10 protein-coding genes are annotated in these 21,770 nt (G+C 65.3%); 4 read left to right on the top strand and 6 right to left on the bottom strand.

Features of this window, described 5'->3' with window-relative positions; all coding sequences use genetic code 11:
• Positions 1-73: 73 nt before the first annotated feature.
• Both DI041_RS00125 and DI041_RS00120 read right to left on the bottom strand, forming a co-directional pair.
• The gene (locus DI041_RS00125; protein WP_136638030.1) at positions 74-8,785 is read right to left on the bottom strand and encodes a glycoside hydrolase family 94 protein; all 8,712 of its coding nucleotides are present in this window, start codon (positions 8,783-8,785) and stop codon (positions 74-76) included.
• A 283-nt stretch (positions 8,786-9,068) separates the two neighbouring features.
• Positions 9,069-9,341 carry a hypothetical protein gene (locus DI041_RS00120; RefSeq protein WP_136638031.1) on the bottom strand — a complete coding sequence of 91 codons (273 nt, stop codon included), beginning with the start codon at positions 9,339-9,341 and terminating at the stop codon, positions 9,069-9,071.
• Between the two features lie 186 nt (positions 9,342-9,527).
• Between DI041_RS00120 and DI041_RS00115 the strand changes: the two genes are divergently transcribed.
• A complete protein-coding gene (locus tag DI041_RS00115) occupies positions 9,528-11,873 on the top strand; it encodes a sensor histidine kinase (RefSeq protein ID WP_136638032.1) in 2,346 nt (781 codons plus the stop codon).
• A 139-nt stretch (positions 11,874-12,012) separates the two neighbouring features.
• The gene (locus tag DI041_RS00110; RefSeq protein WP_136638033.1) at positions 12,013-15,459 is read left to right on the top strand and encodes a hybrid sensor histidine kinase/response regulator; all 3,447 of its coding nucleotides are present in this window, start codon (positions 12,013-12,015) and stop codon (positions 15,457-15,459) included.
• An 8-nt stretch (positions 15,460-15,467) separates the two neighbouring features.
• Here the strand turns inward: DI041_RS00110 and DI041_RS00105 are convergent, their stop codons facing one another.
• A complete protein-coding gene (locus tag DI041_RS00105; protein WP_136638034.1) occupies positions 15,468-16,124 on the bottom strand; it encodes a response regulator in 657 nt (218 codons plus the stop codon).
• Positions 16,125-16,207: 83 nt separating this feature from the next.
• Between DI041_RS00105 and DI041_RS00100 the strand changes: the two genes are divergently transcribed.
• Complete coding sequence (locus DI041_RS00100) at positions 16,208-16,885, top strand: response regulator (RefSeq protein WP_136638035.1); 678 nt, start codon at positions 16,208-16,210, stop codon at positions 16,883-16,885.
• A 139-nt stretch (positions 16,886-17,024) separates the two neighbouring features.
• Complete coding sequence (locus tag DI041_RS00095) at positions 17,025-17,210, top strand: hypothetical protein (RefSeq protein WP_136638036.1); 186 nt, start codon at positions 17,025-17,027, stop codon at positions 17,208-17,210.
• Positions 17,211-17,882: 672 nt separating this feature from the next.
• Here the strand turns inward: DI041_RS00095 and DI041_RS00090 are convergent.
• From DI041_RS00090 to DI041_RS00080, 3 genes are all read right to left on the bottom strand, one after another.
• The gene (locus tag DI041_RS00090) at positions 17,883-18,572 is read right to left on the bottom strand and encodes a DUF1120 domain-containing protein (RefSeq protein ID WP_169050315.1); all 690 of its coding nucleotides are present in this window, start codon (positions 18,570-18,572) and stop codon (positions 17,883-17,885) included.
• Between the two features lie 182 nt (positions 18,573-18,754).
• Positions 18,755-19,315, bottom strand: coding sequence for a DUF1120 domain-containing protein (locus DI041_RS00085; RefSeq protein WP_136638038.1), 561 nt, complete (start codon positions 19,313-19,315; stop codon positions 18,755-18,757).
• Positions 19,281-21,761: a fimbria/pilus outer membrane usher protein gene (locus DI041_RS00080; RefSeq protein ID WP_136638039.1), complete on the bottom strand. Its 2,481-nt coding sequence runs from the start codon at positions 21,759-21,761 to the stop codon at positions 19,281-19,283. Before DI041_RS00080 ends, DI041_RS00085 begins: the two co-directional genes overlap by 35 nt.
• Positions 21,762-21,770 lie beyond the last annotated feature (9 nt).

The raw sequence follows: 21,770 nt of genomic DNA, 5'->3' as shown, positions 1-21,770 counted from the left end.
CCTCGAACAGCTGGCATCGCCGCCTGGAGATGAGCAGGTACATCAGGCTGCAACTGTATTTCGGGGCGAACGTTCATCCTGGCGCCGCCCCCAGGTCAAGCGCGATGCGGTAGTGATGACCGTCGTCGCGGAGCAGCACGCTGAGATCCGGTTGCAGCGCGCCATCCACATGCAGCGTCGGCCGGCCCTGCGCACTGCGGGTCACCACGAATTCATAGAAGCTGCGGCCGAAGCGGTAGCTCAATTCGAATGACGGCCAGTGATCGGGCAGACACGGTTCAAGCGACAGACGATCACCCTCGCGACGTATGCCGAGCAGGGATTCGACCAACAGGCGATACATCCAGCCGGCCGACCCGGTATACCATGTCCAGCCGCCTCGCCCGACGTGCGGAGGCACGGCGTATACATCCGCCGCCAGCACATAGGGTTCGACGCGGTAGGTCTGGATCGCCTCCGGGTCCAGCGTGTGACTGAGCGGGTTGATCATGCCCGCCAGCTCCCAGGCACGTTCCGCATCGCCCTGCTGTGCGAATGCCATCGCCGCCCATACGGCCGCGTGGGTGTACTGGCCGCCATTCTCGCGCACGCCCGGCACGTATCCACGAATGTAGCCGGGGTCCTCCGGGGTCTGGTCGAAGGGCGGATCGAGCAGCTGGATCAGCTTGGCGTCCTTTCGCACCAGGTGCGTGTACAGCGAATCCAGCGCCTGCGAGGCGCGCTCGGGCGCGGCGACGCCTGACAGCACCGACCAGCTCTGCGAGATCGAATCGATGCGGCATTCTTCGTTCTGTGACGAGCCCAGCGGGGTCCCGTTGTCGAACCAGGCGCGGCGATACCACGCCCCGTCCCAGGCATGGTGTTCGAGGTTCCGTCGCAGGCGTTCGGCCTGCTCCTGGCACCACTGCGCACGGGCTGCATCGCCGCGGGCATTGGCCAGCATGATGAAGCGACGAAGCGTGTCATGCAGGAAGAATCCCAGCCACACACTTTCTCCGCGCTGCTGGTCGCCAACGCGGTTCATGCCGTCGTTCCAATCACCGGTTCCCATCAACGGAAGGCCGCGCTCGCCGAGCAACCGGCAACCACGCTCGAGCGCAACGATGCAGTGGTCGTACAGTGTGCCGCGCTGCGTCGAGGGTGTGGGCATGTCGTAATACCCTTCCTCTTCCGCGGTCACCGCACGCCCCTCGATGAAACCGACCACTTCGTCCAGCACGCTGGAGTCGCCGGTGACTTCCAGATAGCGGCACGCGCCCTGGGGCAACCAGAGATAATCGTCCGAGCAGCGGGTGCGCACGCCGCGCCCTTGCGGTGGGTGCCACCAGTGCATCACATCACCTTCGGTGAACTGGTGTGCAGCGCATAGCAGCAGGTGATCGCGGGTCAGGTCCGGGCGGGCGTGTACCAGGGCGAGCGCGTCCTGCAGCTGGTCGCGGAAGCCGAATGCTCCGCCTGACTGATAGTAGCCACTGCGCGCCAGGTAGCGGCAACCCAGTGTCTGGTAGACCAGCCAGCCATTGGCCAATGCGTCCAACGCCGGGTCCGGTGTACGCACCTGCACCGTGGCCAGCACATTGCGCCAGTGGATGCGTACCGCGTCCAGCGCGTCGATGGCTTCCTGAGCCCCCTGGCGGCTTCGTGCCAGCGCCAGCGCTTCCTCGCGGTCGCGCCCCGCGCCAAGGCGGAATGTTGTTTCACTGCGATCGCCCGGGGCCAGCTCCAGCGGTACCTGGATCGCCGCGCAGGGATCCAGGCCCGCACCCAGGCGTCCATCCAGGCGTTCGCGCCGCAGCGCCGCAGGTGCTTGCAGGCTGCCGTTGCGGCCGATGAACTCCAGGCGATCACAGGTCCAGCCGCAGCCGTCTGCATCGGTGTCGAAGAAGGCCATCCGGCCGCCGAAATCGGTGTTGTAGGCATTGCGCGCCAGCAGCGCCCCGCTCTGGTGGTCGCGCTCGGTCGCCACGTGCATGCGCGACTTCGCCCGCAGGTCACCCATCACCCATTCGACGTAGCCGATGGCCGACAGCCGCCGTGTACTGCCCGACAGGTTGTGCAAGCGCAGGACCGAGAACTTCAGCGGCGCGGTGACGTCGACAAATACCCACAGCTCGCTGGCGATGCCGTCCTCGACATGCTCGTAGACCGTGTAGCCGAATCCGTGCCGTGTCCGGTACGCCCCGCTGCCCCTTCGCGGCAGCGGCATCGGCGACCAGACATGACCGGTCTCCTCGTCGCGCAGGTAGAACGCCTCGCCGCCCGTGTCCGACACCGGATCATTGAGCCAGGGCGTCAAGCGGAATTCGTGTGCATTCTCGAACCACGTGTAGCCCGGCGCACTCTCGCTGACGACCGTGCCCAGGCGGGCGTTTGCGATCACGTTTGCCCAGGGCGCTGGCGTCGGCGTCCCTTCCCGCAGCACTACGACGTACTCCCGACCGTCCTCGCTGAAGCTGCCGGTACCGTTGTCGAACTGGCCGGTGCCGCGATGGGGGAGGAAAGGCCACGGGTCGTCCATCTCTTCATCGTGCCCGGCGCCCGGGGGCAACCCGACGTCGGGGCCCGAGTCGGCGACGATGGGCAACCCGGGAGCCGACTCCATCGAGAGCGCAAGTTCCTCCTGCACTGCCTGCGGCAACAGGGGCGGGATCCTTCGCGGGGGCAGCGGTTGTCGGCCGACCTGCGCGGCAAGGGTGCCGTCCTCGTCGCTGATCACCGCCCGCGCCACCGCCTGCAACAGGATGCGGTCCTCGTGGGTCATGTTCTGCACCGGCCGCACGAAAATGCCGCCGGGGCGATCAAGCAGGCCTGTCTCCGAACTGGCGGCCACCATGCCCAGGATCTGGTCCTGCAGTTCCTGCCGATAGCCGGCCTTGCTGTCGTTCCAGATGACCAGGTCGGTGTTGAGTCCCTTCTGGCGCCAATAGGCGTGAGCCTGCACCAGTTGCCTGACCAGTTCCACATTGTCCGCATCGGTGACCTTGAGAAGCACGATGGGCAGGTCGCCCGAGATGGCATGGCTCCACAGCCCGGATTGTCCGCGCTGGTTCTGCAGGAGGACGCCGGCACCCGCGCGCAGCAGGGGGCCGGCATACAGCACGTGGCTGGCAAGGCGCTCGTACAGCGCCGCCTCGGCCTGGCTGGCATTGATCTGCCGACGCACCACCTGGCTGTGCGTCCAGGCCAGATCGAAGACGCGGTCCGCCAGACGGCGGTCACGGTATTTGTCCACCAGCACCTCGCAACCGGGGCGGTCGGCGCCGACGCCATACACCATGTCCAGCTGCACGGTCTGCTCGGGCTCAAGCACCACGCGGACGCGGATGGCCACGATCGGATCGAGCACCGAGCCATCGGTGCCGGAAAGCTCGGCATCGGAAGTCAATGCCTGCGGCGTCCGCGGTGTGTTGCCACGGCCCAGGAATTGTGCGCGGTCGGTTTCGTATGAGATAGACACCACCTCCGCGTCATGCACCGCGACCAGATGGAACATCCACGGCGGCACCTCGTCGTGCGAACGGGGCCGACGCGTGCACAGCACCGCCTGCTTGGCCGCCAGGATTTCGCTCTGCACGAAGAGGTTGCTGAAGGCCGGATGCGCATCGTCGGCCGCCGCAGGTGCCAGCACCACTTCGGCATAGGTGGTGATCTCCACCGTGCGCGGGCGACGGCTGCGGTTGGTCAGGCGCAGGCGCCTGAGCTCGATGTCGTCCTCGGCGGAGATGGCGACCTGCAGGTGGCTCTCGCAGCCGCGGCGCGAACCACGGAATTCCGCCTTGGCGTCCGAGAAGATCGCCTCGTAATTGTCCACCGCCACGCACGTCGGCTGGTACGCGGCAGACCAGAACTCGCCGCTGTCGACGTCACGCAGGTAGCAGAACGACCCCCAGGCATCGGTGGTGCCGTCCTCGCGCCAGCGGGTAAGCGACAGGTCGCCGTGGCGGCTGTAGCCGCCGCCGGCGTGGGTCAGCATGCCGTGGTAGCGTCCATTGGACAGCAGTTGCACTTCCGGGCGCGGGCCACCCGGGTCCCGTAGCACGCGCAGCGACGTCTCGTGCTCGGCCAGGGCGGAGTGCTCGCCCAGCGCTTCCACTTCGTGCGGATGGAAGACGCCGATGCGCGGGATACGCTCCTGCAGCAACAGCAGGGTGGCCTGGAACTCGGCGTCGGCAAGGAAGCGGCGCTGCATTGGCTGGTCGCGCAACAGGTAATCCAGCGACAGCAGGCCCATGCCCTGGTGGTGGGCCATGAACGAACGCAACAGCACGTGATCCTGCCCGGGTGGCAGGCGGGCAGGGGTGTAGTCGATCGCCTCGTACATGCCGAAGCGCCCGGCGAACCCCAATCCTTCCAGCACCTGAAGGTTCTGGCACGCAGCTTCCGGCGCCACCATCAGCGCCATCATGCTGGCATAGGGCGCGATGACACGGTCCTGGCCCAGACCGCGCTTCAGCCCCAACCCCGGCACACCAAACGCCCGGTACTGGTAGTTCAGGCGCGCATCGACAGCGTTGTAGCCGGACTCGGACACGCCCCACGGCAGGTTCAGGGTGCGGCCGTAGACGATCTGGGCCTCGACCGCATGCCGCGCGGTCTGGTCCAGCAGCGTGTCCGGATAGCTGGGCATCACCAGCTGCGGCATGAGGTACTCGAACATCGAGCCGCTCCATGACAGAAGCGTCGGCATGCCGTTGACCTCGGTGAGCATCCGGCCGAGCGCAAACCAGCTCTCCTGCGCCAACTGGCCTTGGGCGATGGCGACGAAGGCGCACAGTCGTGCTTCGGATGCCAGCAGGTCGTAAAAGCTGTTGTCGAGGCGATGGTCGTCGACGTTGTAACCGATCGAGAGCAGGTTGCGGGTGCGGTAGAACAGGAACCCGTATTCCATCATCGAGAACTGCCCGGCACGGTGCGCCAGGGCATGCATCTGCTGGATGCGCGCGCGTGCGTCCGCGCCGGCCTTGCCGGACAGGGCAGCCAGCTGGCGCAGGCTGGGCACCGGCGCTTCGTCGTCTGCAATTACATCGGCAGGGAGATCGGCAAGCGACGCGTGGGCGGCATGGCATTCGGCGGCGAGCAGGGCCGGCCAATGCAGTTCGCCTTCCTCGGGCGATGGCGGTGCCGGCCATTGCAGCAGCAGGTCGTCGGCCAGACCGGCCAGTTCCTGCAGACGGGCCAGCGACTGCGCCGTCCCGACGGGACGGTCGACACGCGTAGACGCCAGACGCTGGCGAAGATGATTGAGCGCCTCGACCAGCGACGCATCATCGGCGCGATGACGCTGCCGCTCCTCTTCCAGCACGCCCAGCGTATCGGCCAGGCCATCGAACGTGTGCGGCGCCAACACCGGCGCATCCACCAGCGCGAGCAGGCCCTGGCGCAGGGTAAGCAGGTGTCCGGCAAGGTTGCCGCTGTCGACGGTGGAGACGTAGCGCGGCGGCAGCGGCGCCAGGGTTTCGGTGTCGTACCAGTTCAGGAAGTGGCCGCGATGGCGCGGCAGCTGGTCCAGCGTATCGAACGTGCGGGCGGTACGTTCAGCCACCGCGCCCTGCTGCAGATAGCCGAAATCCCACGCAGACAGATTGGCCAGCAGGGACAGGCCGATGTTGGTCGGCGAGGTGCGTCGCGCGACCACCAGCGCCGGATGCTCCTGGATGTTGTCCGGCGGCAGCCAGTGATCCTGCTCGCGCACCCAGGCCTGGAAGAAGGACCAGGTGCGCCGCGCAAGCCGGCCCAGGAACGCCCGTTGCGTGACCGACAACTCGGCCACGCTTGCCGCCGGCGGGCGACCCAGCCACGCCATCAATGCCGGCGCAAAGGTCCACGCCAACAACAAGGGCAGAGCGATCGGCAGTGCCTGCGGACGCACGCCGGCCACCACAGCCACCAGCGCGAGCGCCAGCAGCGAGGCCGGCGCCATCACCCGCCATTCCGCGCCGCGATCGCTGCCAAGGCGGCGCTCGACTTCGCTGGAGGGGTTCCATTGCAGCAGGTGACGTCGCGTGACGGCCATGCGCCAGAGCGTGCGCAGCACGGCGTCACTGGCCAGCAGTGCTTCGTAGGGCAGGCACGCTATCTGGGTGGACGCGCGCAGCAACGACTGCAACGTACCGCGCCCGACCTTGATGTAATGCGCTTCCAGCGGAGTGTCTTCCGGAACGCTCAGGCCATCACGCAGCATGCCTATCAGCGGCGGCGCGAACCACAGCCCCAGCACCCACGCGGTCCACGCAGCAGGGTTGCGCGCGTACAGCCAACCGGCTACCAACAACGCCAGGGCAGCGATCGGCACCACGCTCCGGCGCAGGTTGTCCAGCAACTTGCCGCGCGAGAGCAGGCTGAGCCGGTTGCGTTCCCAACCAGGGCCCGGGCGCGGTGTCCACGGCAACAACCACGGCAGCAGCTGCCAGTCGCCACGGATCCAGCGCGCACGGCGCTTGGCGTCGGCGGCGTAGCGCTCGGGATAGTCCTCGTACAGGCGCACATCACTGACCAGGCCTGCGCGTGCATAGCAGCCTTCCAGCAGATCGTGGCTGAGGATGCGGTTCTCGGGCAGGCGGCCCTCCAGCGCATGCTCGAAGGCGTCGACGTCATAGATGCCCTTGCCCACGAACGAGCCTTCGTCGAACAGGTCCTGGTAGACGTCCGAGACCATGCGCGTGTACGGATCGATGCCGGGCTCGCTGCCGAACATCCTGGCAAAACGCGAGGTGCGGCGCCTGCCCAGGCTGGTGCCGACGCTGGGCTGCAGGATGCCGTAGCCCTCCACCACGCGTTGCAGCTGCGGATCGAAGCGCGGGCGGTTGAGCGGGTGCGCCAAGGTGGCGACGAACGCGCGTGCCGCATCCCGCGGAAGCTGCGTGTCCGAGTCCAGCGTGATGACGTAACGGACGCCGATCAGGGCCGACGCGTCTCCGACGATGCGCATGAACGCAGCCGCATCGCCTTGGCGGAGCAGGGCATTGAGCGCGGCCAGCTTGCCGCGCTTGCGCTCGTGGCCCATCCACACGCCTTCGCCGGGGTTCCATTGCCTGGGCCGGTGCAGCAGGTAGAAGCGGTCGCCGCGCTCGGGCGCGTAACGATGGTTCAATTCCTCGATCCGTGCCACGGCGTGCGCAAGCAGAGCGTCGTCCATCGGCGCCTGTGCTGCTGGCGCGTCGAGAAAATCCGTCAACAACACGAAGCGCAGCTGGGGATCGCGGTTGGCCAGGAAGCGCACCTCCAGCGCTTCGACCAGAACGTCGATGCCGTCGACGCTGGACAGCATCGAGGGGACCGCGACCACGGTGGCGCACGCGGCAGGAATGCCTTCGCTGAAATCGAGCTTGGGAAGCGGCCTGGGGGCGACCAGCACCGTCGCGGTCCAGTTCACCAGCACGATGCCCAGCTCACTGAACACCAGCAGCCCGAGCAGCGCGGCCAGCCAGACAGGTGCCGAGCCGCTGCCGGTTGCCAGCAGGCCGCTGGTGGCCAGCACCGCCAGCAGGCCGATCGGCAGCAGGTACAGCGCAAGCGGCACGCGATGCGCCAGTCGCCGTGCCTTGCGGTGGCGCGGTGCTGCCTCGGCCACCGCTTCAATAGTCGCGTGCAGGCCTTCGCCGACAAGCCAGTAGCCAACGTGCGTGCGCTGCCCATCCGGCGGCGTAGCCGCCCGTGCCAGGTCCAGCGCGATGGTTGCAACGCGTTCCTCTGCCATGCGGCTCCCGCGGGCGATCTTCTCCACCACGTGGCGATAGGCGTCGCGGGTGGCGAAATCCATCTGGGCATAGACGCCCATCGGGTCTTCCAGCAGCCGCTGCTCCACCACACTCATGTCTTCAACAAAGGTGCGCCAATCCATGGTGGAGAGAAAGCGCAGGCTGCCGATGCTGTTGCCGATGGATACCTGATCGGCCGCCTGCTGCTGCCCTTCAGCGGCGACCAGCTCGTCGACGCGCTGCCCGGCCGCCGCCGCCCACTGTTCCAGCCAGGCGATGGGCATGGCCCACGCGCCGCCGCGCCCCTGCAGCGAGCGCGTCAGCTCGGCGATGAACGCGCCGGTCAGGGGCGGCGCGGACCGTGCCATGTCGGCAACAACCAACACCACATCAGTAGGGGTGTCGGAGGCCGCGAGATTGAGATTGTCAGCCCATTGTGCAGCCAGGCTTCGGTCCGTGCCATCGCGCATCACCCGGGCGGCCATACGCCGCAGATTCTCAAGCAGCGCCAGCCGCAGCATGATGGGTACGGCCCACAGTTCGCCCAGGCTCAGCGGCGCGAGCGACTGGTACGAGGCGATGAACCGGCCCAGCGTGTCGGCATCAATGCGGCCGTCGCCGTGCGCGATTGCCTGCATCGACAGTTCGTACACACGCGGCAATCCGGCCGAGGGGCCGGAGGCAAGTGACGGCAACTGCCGGCTGTAGCCGCGTGGCAGGTGGCGCCGTGCGGTCTGGATCTGTTCTTCGATCAGGTAGTAGTTGTCGAGCAGCCATTCCCCGGCCGGGGTGACCGGCCGCTGCTCACGCACCACGCTGCTGAGCAGCGTGTTGGCGTCTTCCAGCACACGCTCGTTGGCCTGCAGGCGATCGAGCAGGCGCTCCGCGCCTGGTCGCATCCGTACCCGATGCTGGCGCGCAAGCGCGCGGCCGTACACCTCCATCTGTTCAACGCTGTACAGCGCCGCACGCAGGGGGCCCTCGGTGGCCTCGATGGCCGGTGCTGAAGCCTGGCGCTCACGCCAACGCCAACGCACGCGACGACGCAGGCGCAGCCAGCGGCCAAACAGACGGCGAAGGTGGGTCATGGTTTACCGAGGGGAGGGAGGGCGCGTCCTGCATAGTTGCATTGCAGGTGCCGTGGTAGCCGTGAAGGCCGGGCTGTCGGCCCGTGAGGCCGGAGTTGAGCCCCGAGGACGGAACTCCCTCACCACATTCACCTCGCAGCAGCGAAAATGCATCCCTCGGTTTGCTCCAAGGCGCACCACTCACTGCCCGCAGGAACGCAATGATGTCCAACAACCCTTTCGGTGAATCCTCATGCGCTGCCGCAGCCAGCGGTTGCGTGGAGCTGCGTGGCGCGCGCGAGCACTAGTAGGTCAGCTTCCGGAAACCAACCTGCGTTGAAATCTCGTCTTCGCATTCCACCACGAAGGCAACCGCGTCATGAGGAAGATGCAGGCGCTGCCGAAGCTCCTTCCCGCCGAATTCGAATGCCCTCACAGCGAGGAGATAGTTGGGGTGCGAGGCATCCAACTCGACACACGCAAGGCACGCCTGCCCGTACCACGTTCCATCCACTCCCTTTCCGGCATAGCACTTGCTGGATGTGGACAGCGGATCAAGTATCACCAGGTAGCGCATGCTGGGCCGTGCAAGGGAAGTGGGGCAGGTTGCCAGCTTCGTGTGCGATCCGTTCACCGGATATAGGACGCGACCGATTTACCCGCGAAAGCGGCCGATAAATTAATCCTTGTCCTAGAGGATGTTGCCGCCGAGCTGAGGATACTGCGGGCATCTAGTACGCCCAGCCCCAACCTCGAGGTCATCGTGACGCTCGTTGACCCCCTCTCAACGCCGAACGCAGCCCCCATCAACGCGCTCAAGCCGCTCCACCTTCATTCGCGCCGGATGATGGTGGCCTGCGGCATTGGCTTCAGCATGGCGATGGTCGCGGTATTGGTACTGGTTGCGTTCACCTATATCAACCAGTTCCAGGCACAGCGGATCTCCGAGTTCCGTCGCGCGCACAACGCCGTACAGCTGGAGCTGTCGCGCCGCGAGGCAAGCTATGCGCGCCTGGCCAGCATGGCCGAATACACCTGGCAGCATCCACCGCAGCTGCATGGCAGGCTGGACGACCTGCGCCAGCGCTATCTGGACGGCGGGCAGCGCGTGATGATCGTCGGCGATGCCGATGGCCGGCCACAGATGGCGCTCGGGCTGCATACCGATCGCTGGGACCCTGCACACCTTGATCGCTACCTGCAGCTCAGCCAGGCGATGTCGCATGCCCAGGTGGTGGCGGGCCCCGGCGAACGTGTGCCAGCTGGCATTTCCTACTTCTTTGACCCAACCGCCAACTATCTTTCCCTGTGCCACGGGTTGAGCGAGGCGCAGCTGAAGCACTCGCTGGGTGCCGCCACCCGTCAGCAGTTGTTCGACACACTGCGCGCATCGGCCGGGCTGATCTCCGCTGCATCCAGCAACGACAGTATTCCCATGCTGGCCGGTGTAGGGCGCAAGGCGCATGCACGCTGGTCGACGGGCCGCCATCCACTGACCGGCGAACCTTCCCTGGTCGCCTCGTTCTACGCCCATCAGAACGAGACGCCCGTTGCGGCCTTCGTCTCCTACGAGCCGATCGCCACCATGGTCGCCCTGATGCGCTCGAACAGCGGTGGCCGTATCGCGCTGGTGAACGATGGCGGCGCGCCGGTCGCAGCGACCTACACGGTTACCGACAGCCAGGAACGTGAGCTGGAGAAACTGGCGGGCACCTGGCTGCTGCTGGGTGATGCGGTACGCGCCCGCCCGCACGATGGCGGCTTCACCCTGGCGCTGCCGGTCGAGGGTACATCGTGGTTCCTGGTGGAGCGCTTCACCTGGCAGGACGTTCTGGGCGGAGTCCTCCCGTCCATGCGTGCCGTGCTGGTCATTGCGGCAGCGCTGCTTGCTGCATTGTGGATGGTGCTGTTGCGCCTGCAGCGACGCACCTGCGTGCCCGCGCAGAAGGCCGCCGACGAACTGTGCCAGCGCCAACAGCTGCAGCAGGCGCTGATGGACCGGCTGCCACAGGGCCTGGTGCTGCTGGATCCAGCCACCGGCAGCATCACCTTCAGCAATCGCTCGATGCGCAGGATGTCCGAGCACACCAGCCCCCCCCTGTTTTCGCGCCTGCAGGACGGTTCCATCAGGCAGCGCGCCCTCGACGCCGGGGACGTGGGTACGGCAGTCATCCCGTTGCACGACAACGAGCGGCAGCGGTTCCAGGTGCGTGCGTTTCATCTGCACACCGTCCCCGGCTGCCCGATCCTGGCCGTTGTCGAGGATGTACTGCCGTGGACCGAGCAGATGGATACGTGCCGGCTTGCACTCGCTGCGGCCGACGAGAAGATGCAGGCCAAGTCCGCATTCGTGGCCTCCATCAGCCACGAGATCCGCACGCCCATGCACGGCATCATGGGGCACCTGGAACTGCTGGCACGCAGCACGCTGGAACGTGAGCAGCAGCAGCGGGTGGCACGGCTGCGGCAGGCCACCGACTCGCTCATGCGGGTGATCGGCACAGCGCTGGACTTCTCCCAGGCCGAGTACGGGCAGTTGGTTGCGCCGTCGGTCAACTTCTCTCCGGCCGCGCTGCTTGAGCGGGTGACCCTGCTGTTCGCGCCGCTGGCCCTGGCCAAGGACCTCGACCTGGATCACGCCGTCGATCCCCGTGTCCCGGCAGTGTGCCTGGCCACGGAAGATCACATCGAGCGCATCCTGCGCAACCTGGTCGGCAACGCCATCAAGTTCACCGCCTCGGGCCGTGTCCAGCTCACCCTCGGTCATCAGCGGGTGGCCGACCAGGACGCCCTGAAGTTCGAGATCGTCGATTCCGGCATCGGCATGAGTGCCGAGGAGCGGGCGCAGCTGTTCCAGCCGTTCGTACAGGCCAACGCGGGCATTTCCAAGCGCTTCGGCGGCTCAGGCCTGGGCCTGGCACTGTGCCGCCAGCTCTGTGAGGGGCTGGGTGCCTGGATAGACATTGAAAGCACCCCCGCGGTCGGCAGCCGGTTCATCGTCACCGTGCCGGTGGAGGTGGTGCAGGGTGCGCGCCCCAGTTCCTGGCCGCTGGATCCGGCAATGGCGCCCAAGTCCAGCTGGTGCACCGATCTGGAGAGCATGCTCTGAACCGGGTCCTGCTCGCGATGGGGTGGCCATGCGCGTCGCGGCACGATCACGCCGCTCGGGATGTGCTGATCCCGTCACGCCATGCCGGATATGGCCCGAATGAAGTAGATTCACCGCATTCAATTACGGCGACATCCGGATGTCATCTGTGAGTCTGCAGCCGAGCCAGGACCCCAAGGCCTTCACTGCGCGCCTGGATGGCCTGCGCCGCCTGCGTCGGCGCCTGATCTTCGGCGGCGGCGGCCTGTTGACCGCACTGGTGCTGCTCACCGCGGTGGTGAGCGCGCTGGGCAGCGTCGAGGACTTCCATGCCCGTGAGCGGCAGTCGTTCCTGGAAGCACGATCGGCCATCGACTACTTCCTGTTCCAACGTGATCGTGCCTATGCCAGTTCCATCAACGGCAACGATCTGATCTGGACCGAACAGCGGCCCCTGCTGGAAGCGGCTGGTGCACCCCTGGCCGAGCGCTTCCGCGCCCAGGGCGATCAGTTGATCGTCCGCGCCGAAGGGCGCACGGCCGTGCCGTGGCTGGTACTGGGGTTGCCCGAGAACCCGTTGAACGCCGCGGAACTGCGCGCCTATCTGGGCATGCTGGAAGCCTATTCGGCTTACAGTGCGGCCACCATCAGCTCGCTTGAAACCACCGGCCCCGGTGTGATGTATGCCTACGAGCCGCAAGGGCGCCTGCTGGCAATCAGCAACATGCACGATGAAGCGCAGCTGCTGCAGACGCTGGGGGTGGCCACGCGCAGGCAGGCCTTTGCCCTGCTGATGCGCGAGGAGGAAACGGCGCGGACGCTGCCGCCGCAGGCCGGTCCGATCAGCAGCGCCTTCCGTTCGGGGCGCCTGGCCTCCCGGTATGGCATCAATCCGCTCAGCGGCCAGCCATCGCTGATCGGCATCCTTACCCTGGCCGACGGAACCACCCCTTACTTCCGCCGGGTTGTGTTCGAATCGGTGGAGAACATCAAGGCCCGGCTGGCCGCCAGCGAACGGGGCCGGTTCATCACCGTTTCCCGCGACGGCAAGCTGATCTTCAGCAGTGGCGGCATGTCCGCAGCGGAGGCCTCCGCGCTGGCGCCGTGGGCCACCGATACGTCCTCCAAGGAGCCGCTGCGCCGCTACGAGGCAGGGCAGTTCATCGTCACCGGCAACCTGCTCAGTACCGATTGGGCGCTGCTGCACGCCTATGGCTGGGGCGATATCTGGGCCGAGCAGGGCGACAAGCTGCTGGTGACTGCGGCCGCAGCGCTGTCGATCATCCTGCTGTTGTGGGCGTTGCTGCTGAGGATGGATCGACGCGTGTTTGCCCCTGCACTGGCCGATGCATCACGGGTCTACGAAAGCGAGCTGCTCAGTAACGCGATCATCGGCACCGCGCCGATCGGGCTGGCGCTGATTGCCCGTGACAGCGGCGCCCCGTTGCTGGAAAACCAGGCCGCGCAGCGCCTGGTCGCGGCCTGGGGGCAGGGCAATACCGGGGGCGCTGCGGTGCCCACGCTGTACGCGGAGTTGTCCGCCCACGGCCGCGCGCACGGCAGTGACAACGCCGGCGAATTCCAGTGGCCGGGTGAAGGCAGTGGCCGGGCCAATCGCATGCAGTTGCAGGTCGGCATGGCGCCGGCGTCCTACCGCGAGCAGCCGGTCTGGGTCTGCGCCATGCGCGATATCACCGACCAGGTGGAACTGGAGGACAACCTGCGGCGGGCGCGCGAGGACTCTGAACGCGCGCGTGAATCGGCCGAAGCGGCCACCCGGGCCAAATCGGCCTTCGTGGCCACCATGAGCCACGAAATCCGCACCCCGCTCAATGGCGTGCTGGGGCATCTGGAACTGCTGGCACGCTCACCGCTGCAGGCCAGCCAGCTCGAGCGGCTGGCGCGTATCCGATTTTCTGCCGACTCACTGATGAGCATCATCAGCGACGTACTGGATTTCTCCAAGATCGAGGCCGGCCAGCTCGACATTGAGTCTGCACCGTTCCCGGTGCGTCCGTTGCTGGAGGAGACCGCGATCCTGTTCGCGCCGGCAGCGCAGCGCAAGGGCGTGCGCCTGTACATCGCGCAGGAGTTCAGCATGGACCAGGGCGTGGTGGGCGATGTCCATCGCATCCGCCAGATCCTCAACAACCTGGTCGGCAATGCGGTCAAGTTCACCGAATCGGGCAGGGTGATGCTGCGCGCCGGCCTGCACATCAGGGACGAGGACTCGTTCCTGTTGTGCCTGGACGTCATCGACTCGGGCATCGGCATGTCGCCACAGCAGCTGGCGCAGGTGTTCGAGCCTTTCCAGCAGGCCGATGCCAGCGTGTCGCGGCGCTATGGCGGCAGCGGCCTGGGTCTGGCGCTGTGCCAGCAACTGGCCACGGCATTGGGGGGCAGCATCGAGGCGGAAAGCTCGCAGGGTATCGGCAGCCGGTTCAGCCTACGCCTGCCGGTGGGCAAGCTGCCGCTGCCGGTGCCCGCCGCGCCGCTGGCCGGGCAAGCGGTTACGCTGCTGTCGAGCAGCCCGGAATGGCGTGCCGAGTACGCGCGGGTGCTGGACCACTGGGGCGCAACGGTCACCGCGATGGACGTGCCGCAGGAGGCCGCGCCCGGGCAGGGCAGCAGCCCGTTGCTGATCGTGGGCGAGCAACGTGCCTGGACCGAGGCGGAAGAGGCGTTGGCCAGGGCTTCGCATGCGCGGGTGATCCGCGCCGAACCGAATGGTCCGCTGCACCCGGAGCTGCGCAGCGATGGCGTGACCGTGGTCAGTGCCTTCGCCAGCGAGGCGCTGCTGGCGGCCCTGCGCCCGGATCAGTCCGGCGCCGCCCTGCAACGGTCCGTTGGCGCCCCGTCCGAAGCTCCGTCAGCGCCGCGTGGTGAACGGCGGGTGCGCGTGCTGCTGGTCGAGGATAACGAGGTCAACCGCGAGCTGCTGCAGCAGCAGCTGGAAGAACTGGAGCTGGACGTGGATGCCGTGGAGAACGGCCAGCAGGCGCTGGACGCCTTTGATCCGGTGATCCATGTCGCCGTGCTGACCGACATCAACATGCCGGTCATGGACGGCTACGCGCTGGCCACCGAGCTGCGCAATGCCGGCCACCGGCTGCCGATCATCGCCATCACCGCCACCGCGCTGGCCAGCGAGCGTGAACATTGCCTGGCGGCGGGCATTGATGAGCTCCTGCTCAAGCCGTTGAACCTGGAGCGCCTGCAGGTGGCCATGACGGCGCTGATGGAGCGCAACACGGGGCAGGCACCCCAGCCCGAACCCGAGCCGCCCCCCGCTGCGGTGCCACCACCCAAGCGCGAAGTGTCGTCACGCATCAAGCGGGTGTTCGTGGACAGCGGCCGCAACGACCTGGACAACATCCAGCAAGCCCGTTCGGCCGGCGATTCCGCCCAGTTGCTCGACCGCGTGCATGGCCTGAAAGGCGCGCTGATGATGATCGGTGAACGTGCCTTGGGCGATCGATGCGGCGCGGTTGAAGAGCAGTTGCGCAATGGCCGGATGCCCCCCAGCGATGAGCTGGATGTGCTGATGGCCGATCTGCACGCCTGCATTGACACCTACGCAGGCGAGCTTGCGCAGGAAGGACCATGAAACCGACGTCAATCCGCCGCGGGGTCCCGGCGCAGCCCCAGTTCGCTGGCGTAGGTGAACAGCTCGGCATCGTTGGCCACGCCCAGTTTGCGCAGTGCGTTCATTTTCTGCGTGCTGACCGTCTGTTTCTTCCGGTCCAGCCGCGCGGCGATCTCGGCGATGGTCAACCCTTGCAGGTACAGCTGGATGACCTCGTCCTCACGCGGCGACAGGGTCTTCTTGCGCGCAGGCGGGCGCCGCTGTTCCTGCAGCGCCACAATCGCCGGCGACGCATACGGGCGTCCTGCATAGACAGCCATCACTGCCGCCGTTACGTGACGCAGGTCATCGGCCTTGCTGACCACCGCCTGGACGCCCACCACGCGCAGCGCCTCGAGCAGGGCCAGCTGGTCCAGGCCGGTCACCACCACGATGCGCAGCTCCGGGTAGGCGGTGCGCAATCCGGCCAGCATGTCCTGGCCATCGCGGTGCTCGGGGTCGGGCATCGCATAGTCCGTGACCAGTACATCGCAGGGCTGCGTTGCCAGCAGGTCGCGCAGCTCACCGGCGTTACCGGCCACTCCGACGCACCGAAGAACGGGCTCCTCCTCCAGCGCGTTCTGCAGGCCCAACCGGATCACCGGATGGTCGTCTGCAATGACAACACGAATGCTCAATTGGGTCATGGATGCGAGTCTGCCTCAGGTCCGGTTCCGATCATCGCCGCGCATAGCGCAGCGAGCGGCCAACATAACGAAGGAAAAGCACGATGACGATCCGTATTGCAATCGCAGACGACCATCCGGTCATCCTGGCTGGCGTCATGGAGGCGCTTCAGGCAGAACCCACCATAGAAATCGTGGGATCGGCGCCCGATTCTACCGCACTGCTCAGCCTGTTGGGGACGACGTCCGTGGACGTCGTGGTCACCGACTATGCTATGCCGGGCGGGCGATATGGTGACGGCGCCACGCTCATCAACCTGCTGCAACGGCGCTTCCCGCACGTGCCAGTGGCCGTCCTTACGGGCACGGAAGGGCCGCAGATACTGCAGAACATCGGCAAGTCCGGCGCGCAGTGCATTGTCAGCAAGATCGATCCTCCTGAAGACATCGTACGGGCGATTCACGCCGCCTACGCGGGGCAGGCGTTCTACTCGCCCACTATCCGGGAAAGGCTGGATGATCTTCAGTCGGGCGATGATACGCGCCTTACCCGTCGTGAATCCGAAGTGCTGCGTATGTTTGCCGAAGGAACGAGCCTGCTGGAAATCGCCGCGCGACTGCAGCGCAGCCGGCAGACGGTAAGTACGCAGAAGCGCTCTGCGATGCGCAAGCTCAATCTGAAGAGCGACGTTGAGATTTATCACTATGCGCTAGCCAATGGCTGGGTATCTCGTTCGCAGGCGGCGCGCGATACGGGTTCGCGCGAAGGTGGTGCAGCATAGATGCCGGCCGGCTGACTCTTTCCAGATCCGGATCGCTGCGATGCGCATTACCGCATATTACGTACCGGTCCGATGGTTGTCTGGATACGTCGACGTAGCTTGGGAGAGTCTCTTTCCCCTGTGACAAATCAGGACGCACATGCCCCCCAGCCCGCACGAGAATGTTGATGGCCTGGTGATCGCCTTCGCGAGCCTCAGTAAACAACAGCAGAAAACCTTCCTTGATGCGCTCAACACCTATCTCTATGCGTCACCCTGTCAACGCAAGATCCAAATACAGACGATGCGCTCGCGCCTGGCGAAACAGTGTGAATCGGATGACTGAGGCAATGCTAGCTTGAGCGCATGACGGAAAATGAAGCAATACGGCATTATCCTGCCCGGCGCCCGGTTACTACGCTGCGCCAGCGTTGCTCCCAAGAGTAGAGTGCTGCGCCGTCACCTGCGTTTATAACGGGGTCACCAGCACCCCAATCCTCGTTGATCTGCTCGATCGAAACGCCATCCAGCGCAGGCGCAGCGCTCATCATGCGGCTGCATACTCCACAGCGACGCACGCGATCGAATCCGAGCCCATGCGAGCAGCAGAACACCGGTGGAGATGGAACATGCCGAACTGCTGACAAAGCTATCAGAGTGGCGCGCTGACATTAATGGACATCTCTGCAGCAGAGCCTGCCTGCACTTGCGGCGTACGTACGGCGCCAGAGGCGTTCGTGCAACCATGGCCATCGTTGTCGAAGAGGTCATCGAAGAAGTCGCCTGCACTGCGCCAGGCAGACGTAATGCACCTCTGCGCTTGGGGATCACGGAGACGTGTGCATCATTGGCTCGAAGGTGATGGCTCCATCACTGCATCGCATGGCGGGGGCGATCTCCCTTGCATTTCAGGATAGTTCGCTCTCCAAATGCAAGCGAAACAATTGTGCGAACGAATGACCTCAGAATGAAAGCGGGGCGCCATCGGCGCCCCGCTATGTCTCAGTTTTACGCTTGCTTACAGGTAATGCAGAACCATGGTGGCGCTGCCATCCAGATCAATGTCAGCACCGGTCTCGAGGTTGTCCTTCGCATCAACCGCCACGGAGATCGCGAAGCCGGCGTTGACACGAGTAAAGGCTTCGGGCTCCAGACTGGCGCCGCTGGTGATCGCCCAGCCCGCGCGGCCAACGCGAGGAACGATCGCGCGCGAGCCAAAGCGACTCCAGGTAGCACCGTCCGAAGTGTTCACGTTCGAAGCGGCGACGGCAACGTTGCCACTCTCGTCACCGGTACCAGTTGCATCGAAGCGCACGATGTACCCGCCGATATTGCCGTCGTTCGAATCGGTACCCAGGCCGAAGAGGCGATTTGCAGCGGCCTCGGAGCCCAGGGCAGCGACGACGGCAGCATTCGCAGTGCCTGCCTTGTTATCGACAACCTGGATGGCGAACTTGGTGTCTGCCGTGCAAGACACCTCGATGGTTGAGCCCCTGGTGCCGCCAATGGCGGTGGGCGTGCTCTCATTCAGATCGTCCAACGAGATGCGGCCAATAGCGAAGTTGGTCGTTGCCAGGCTCAAGTCGCACGCGCTGGGCGAGAGGGTGCCAGTAACGGTCAGGTCAGCCGTCTCCGCAGCGGAGACGCTGGTGGAAGCAAGTGCTGCGGAAATGGCCAGGCCGACCAGGGAGAAGTGCTTGACGTTCATGGGTGCTCCTAAGTGATGTGCAATCAATTGATTGCGGATTGTCGGTTCCATTTCGCAATGTCACCGTAGTGGCAGGGCGGCTCACCGTCCCTGTGTTGAACTTTGGCTTGCTAGCTGATTCGATCAAATAGGACGCGACTGAAGTTTCTTCGTGTCCAATGACCTAGATCATTTGCTCTTTATTAGTCGCTGGACAGAATCAGCCGAGCATTCAATCGGGGGCGCTGCTGATCGCGAATCTTCGAGGCTGCCGCGTCAAACAGCGGCTCAATCTGCAGTTGCGCCGTGAATTCGGAGCCGGTTACAGGCGCTCCACCATGCACCGCAGCGACGGTGAAAGTTGGTGAAAGCAGTACCGATTGGCTTGGGACGCCTTGATCGACGGCCAGTTGGACGATGCGCCCATCAACCCGCGCTTCGGAAAGCCTGAATCGTATGCTCCCGTGCGGGCCAAAGGCCGCCTCTTCCGGATTGAGTGCACTTTCTGCATCCAACCTCAGGTGGAAGCTGCGGGGTTCTGCGCAGCTGATCTGAATCGAAGTAGTCCGCGCGCCTGCCTCCTGCCGGCCATCCGCACCTTCGATCAACTCGTGTGGTGAAATCTGGCCGTAGTCGATGACCGCCTGGCCCACACTGAGCTCACACGCTCCCGCGGCTCCCGCGGCTCCCGCGGCTCCCGGCAACACTAACGCAGCAGCGAGAAGTCCTTTAAATGCCATGGCAGATGGCCGTTGCAGTTTCATAGAACGCGTCCTCTTTCTGGGCGTCGGGCAGGGTGGTCTCCACGCGACACTGAGATTGGTCGGGGAGGGTGATCAGCAGCTCGGAATCTGGCTGGAAGTTGTTGACGAAGGCGGCGCCATTGCCGGTCACGCTACTTATGAAGGCACCATTGGCGGCCACGGAGGCGCCCCTCAGAACTGGATTTCCGTCCATGTCTACGATGCGCAGCAGCACGCGCCGCGTGGTGTTGGCACTGAACTCAATACGACTGACCGACCCGCGGGTGACTTCCAGGGTGCGTACGCCGTTCTGCAAGTCGTAGTTGCGCGGCAGGCTGGTTGGATCGACCTCGATGCGGCTCTTGCCGAACGCGGTCAGATGGGGCAGGGCAGCCAGTCCGCGACGATCGGTCCAAACGGTACCGGCGGGCGTTGAGATCCGCGTACCTGCACGCTCACCCACCTTTACCAGGCCGATGGTTTCGCGCAGTGCATACGGCGATAGCGTGACGCCCTCGCCATGCAGCAGCATTCCGCCCCCCAAACGCGTCGACAGGCTGCGGCTGTTCGCTTGCTGTGTGTAGCCCATTGCCACCTGCGCATAGCGGGGGACGGCATGGAAGCCCGCGTTGTAGGTGAGATCGCCCCCACGGCTGTCGCGTTCGATGCCCGCCTGATAGTTGAAAGCCGGGTTCACCTGTTGATTGACGGCGACGCCGGCGCGGGTTCGATCTCCTGTCCGGCGCACTGTGCTGCGCACTGTGGCTGCCCCCAATGGGACAGTCAAACTGGCATAGACAGACGTATCGGACCGCTTGCTTTGCGCATCGGTACGGGCGCCGTGCTGCAGATTCAGGGAAAGGCTGCCAATGCCTACCTGGCGGCTCCAACTGGCACTGGCAATGTTATTGCGCCGCCCTGCAAAGATTTCCTGTTGGCCGTATGACGCAGCGAAAGCACCAAGCGAAGGCGATGACCAGCCCACGCCCGCACTGAGCCGTCGCTTGGCTTGCGCATTGGCCCAGTGGTCGGATGCATGGGTTGACTCCAGGATATCCCGGTATCCTGGCGTACGTTGAGCCGCAGATAGATTCACGCTCAAGCGGTCGGCCAACTGCGTACTTAAACGAGCTTCGAGTTGGGCGCCGCTGACATCATGGGCGCGATCCGTCGCCCAGTTGGCCCGGGTGGAAAGAACCGCACCCTTCGGCAGCGGCGTATCCACTCCCACGGCGACCGCATGATATTTCTGGGTAGCGGCAGCACCGGCGCTGACAATGGAGTTCAGTCGCTTCGGACGCCATGCGGCTGTTGCAGCGACCAGCACTGGGTCCGCAAAAGCGGTTTCGCTTCCGAACGAACGGATTCGACCTGCGGCGAATGTCGTCCCGGGCACGTTGAGCCTGGCGCGGTGGAAAATCCCGGCTGGCACGCTGAACTGACGATCCCCCCCGGCCTCGCGCACCGTCACATCCAGATCCAGATCCTGGCTCATCAATCGGAAGTCGCCGATGGAGAAGGGCCCTGGCGGCACCACTGTGCTGTGCAGCAGAACTCCGGCTTGGCGGATCTCGACGGTTGCCTCGCTGGAAGCGGTTCCTTCCACAAACGCCACGCTGGAAGAGCCTTGTTGCAGTGCTTCCTCGGGCAGCAGCTGCATGCCCGTAATCGGAGCGCCCGAGAACAACGGATTGCTGAACGACAGCTCGCCGAGCTGAAGCGCCTGCTTGGAGCCAATCAGAGTGCGTTGGGCATAGGCCTCGATCTGGTCGAAGCGCGAAGGGCCATTGCCATACCTGGACAACGATTGGCGGCTGCGGACGATCCAATCGCCGGCATTGAATCCGACTTCAGTCAGTGCCGACAGGGAACGCCGGTTGCGGCCATCCCTCCTCAGAATGGAGGAATTGATATCGTAGTTCACCAGCGCGGCGATACCGCCACTACTGTAACGGCGCTGGTCGGTCGAGCGGACGTCCAGCGCCTGGGAAGGGACAACCAGGCCGACTTCTTCGGTATCCGGCGCCAGCTTGACCAGTGCCTGCGGCCACGCGGCAGTGAAGTCATAGACATCTGCCTCCGGCGGTTCAAGCAGGTACTCGGCGGCAGGTACCTTGAGCCCCGCGTCGCGGAGAAAGCGCGCATCGAAGCGTAGCGCTCCGCTGTCATCAAAGCGCGCATCTACCATGCCTCGGGGCTGGCCGTTGATGACCAGACTTACGCGCCGCTCGCCCGAAGAGAATCGCGGCGCCTCGCGGAAGTATGTGGCCACTTCCGGGTCGAGACCGATACTCCGTAGCTTGTTGACATCGAAATCCGCCATCGTTGCTGCGCCCGCGCCCACAGCATCGCCAGCTGCGAAGGTCAACGCGGCCGCCACGGCTACCGCCAGAGCTTTGGGAGTGAGGGGGCCTGCAGGTGCAGCCCAGTGAGCGGCGCACGTGTCGGGGCCAATGATGTGGCTCATGGCGGTTCC

It is taken from the genome of Stenotrophomonas maltophilia, from assembly GCF_004920835.1.
GTDB classification, from domain to species: domain Bacteria; phylum Pseudomonadota; class Gammaproteobacteria; order Xanthomonadales; family Xanthomonadaceae; genus Stenotrophomonas; species Stenotrophomonas maltophilia_AQ.
This window is presented reverse-complemented; position numbering and strand designations above follow the sequence as displayed.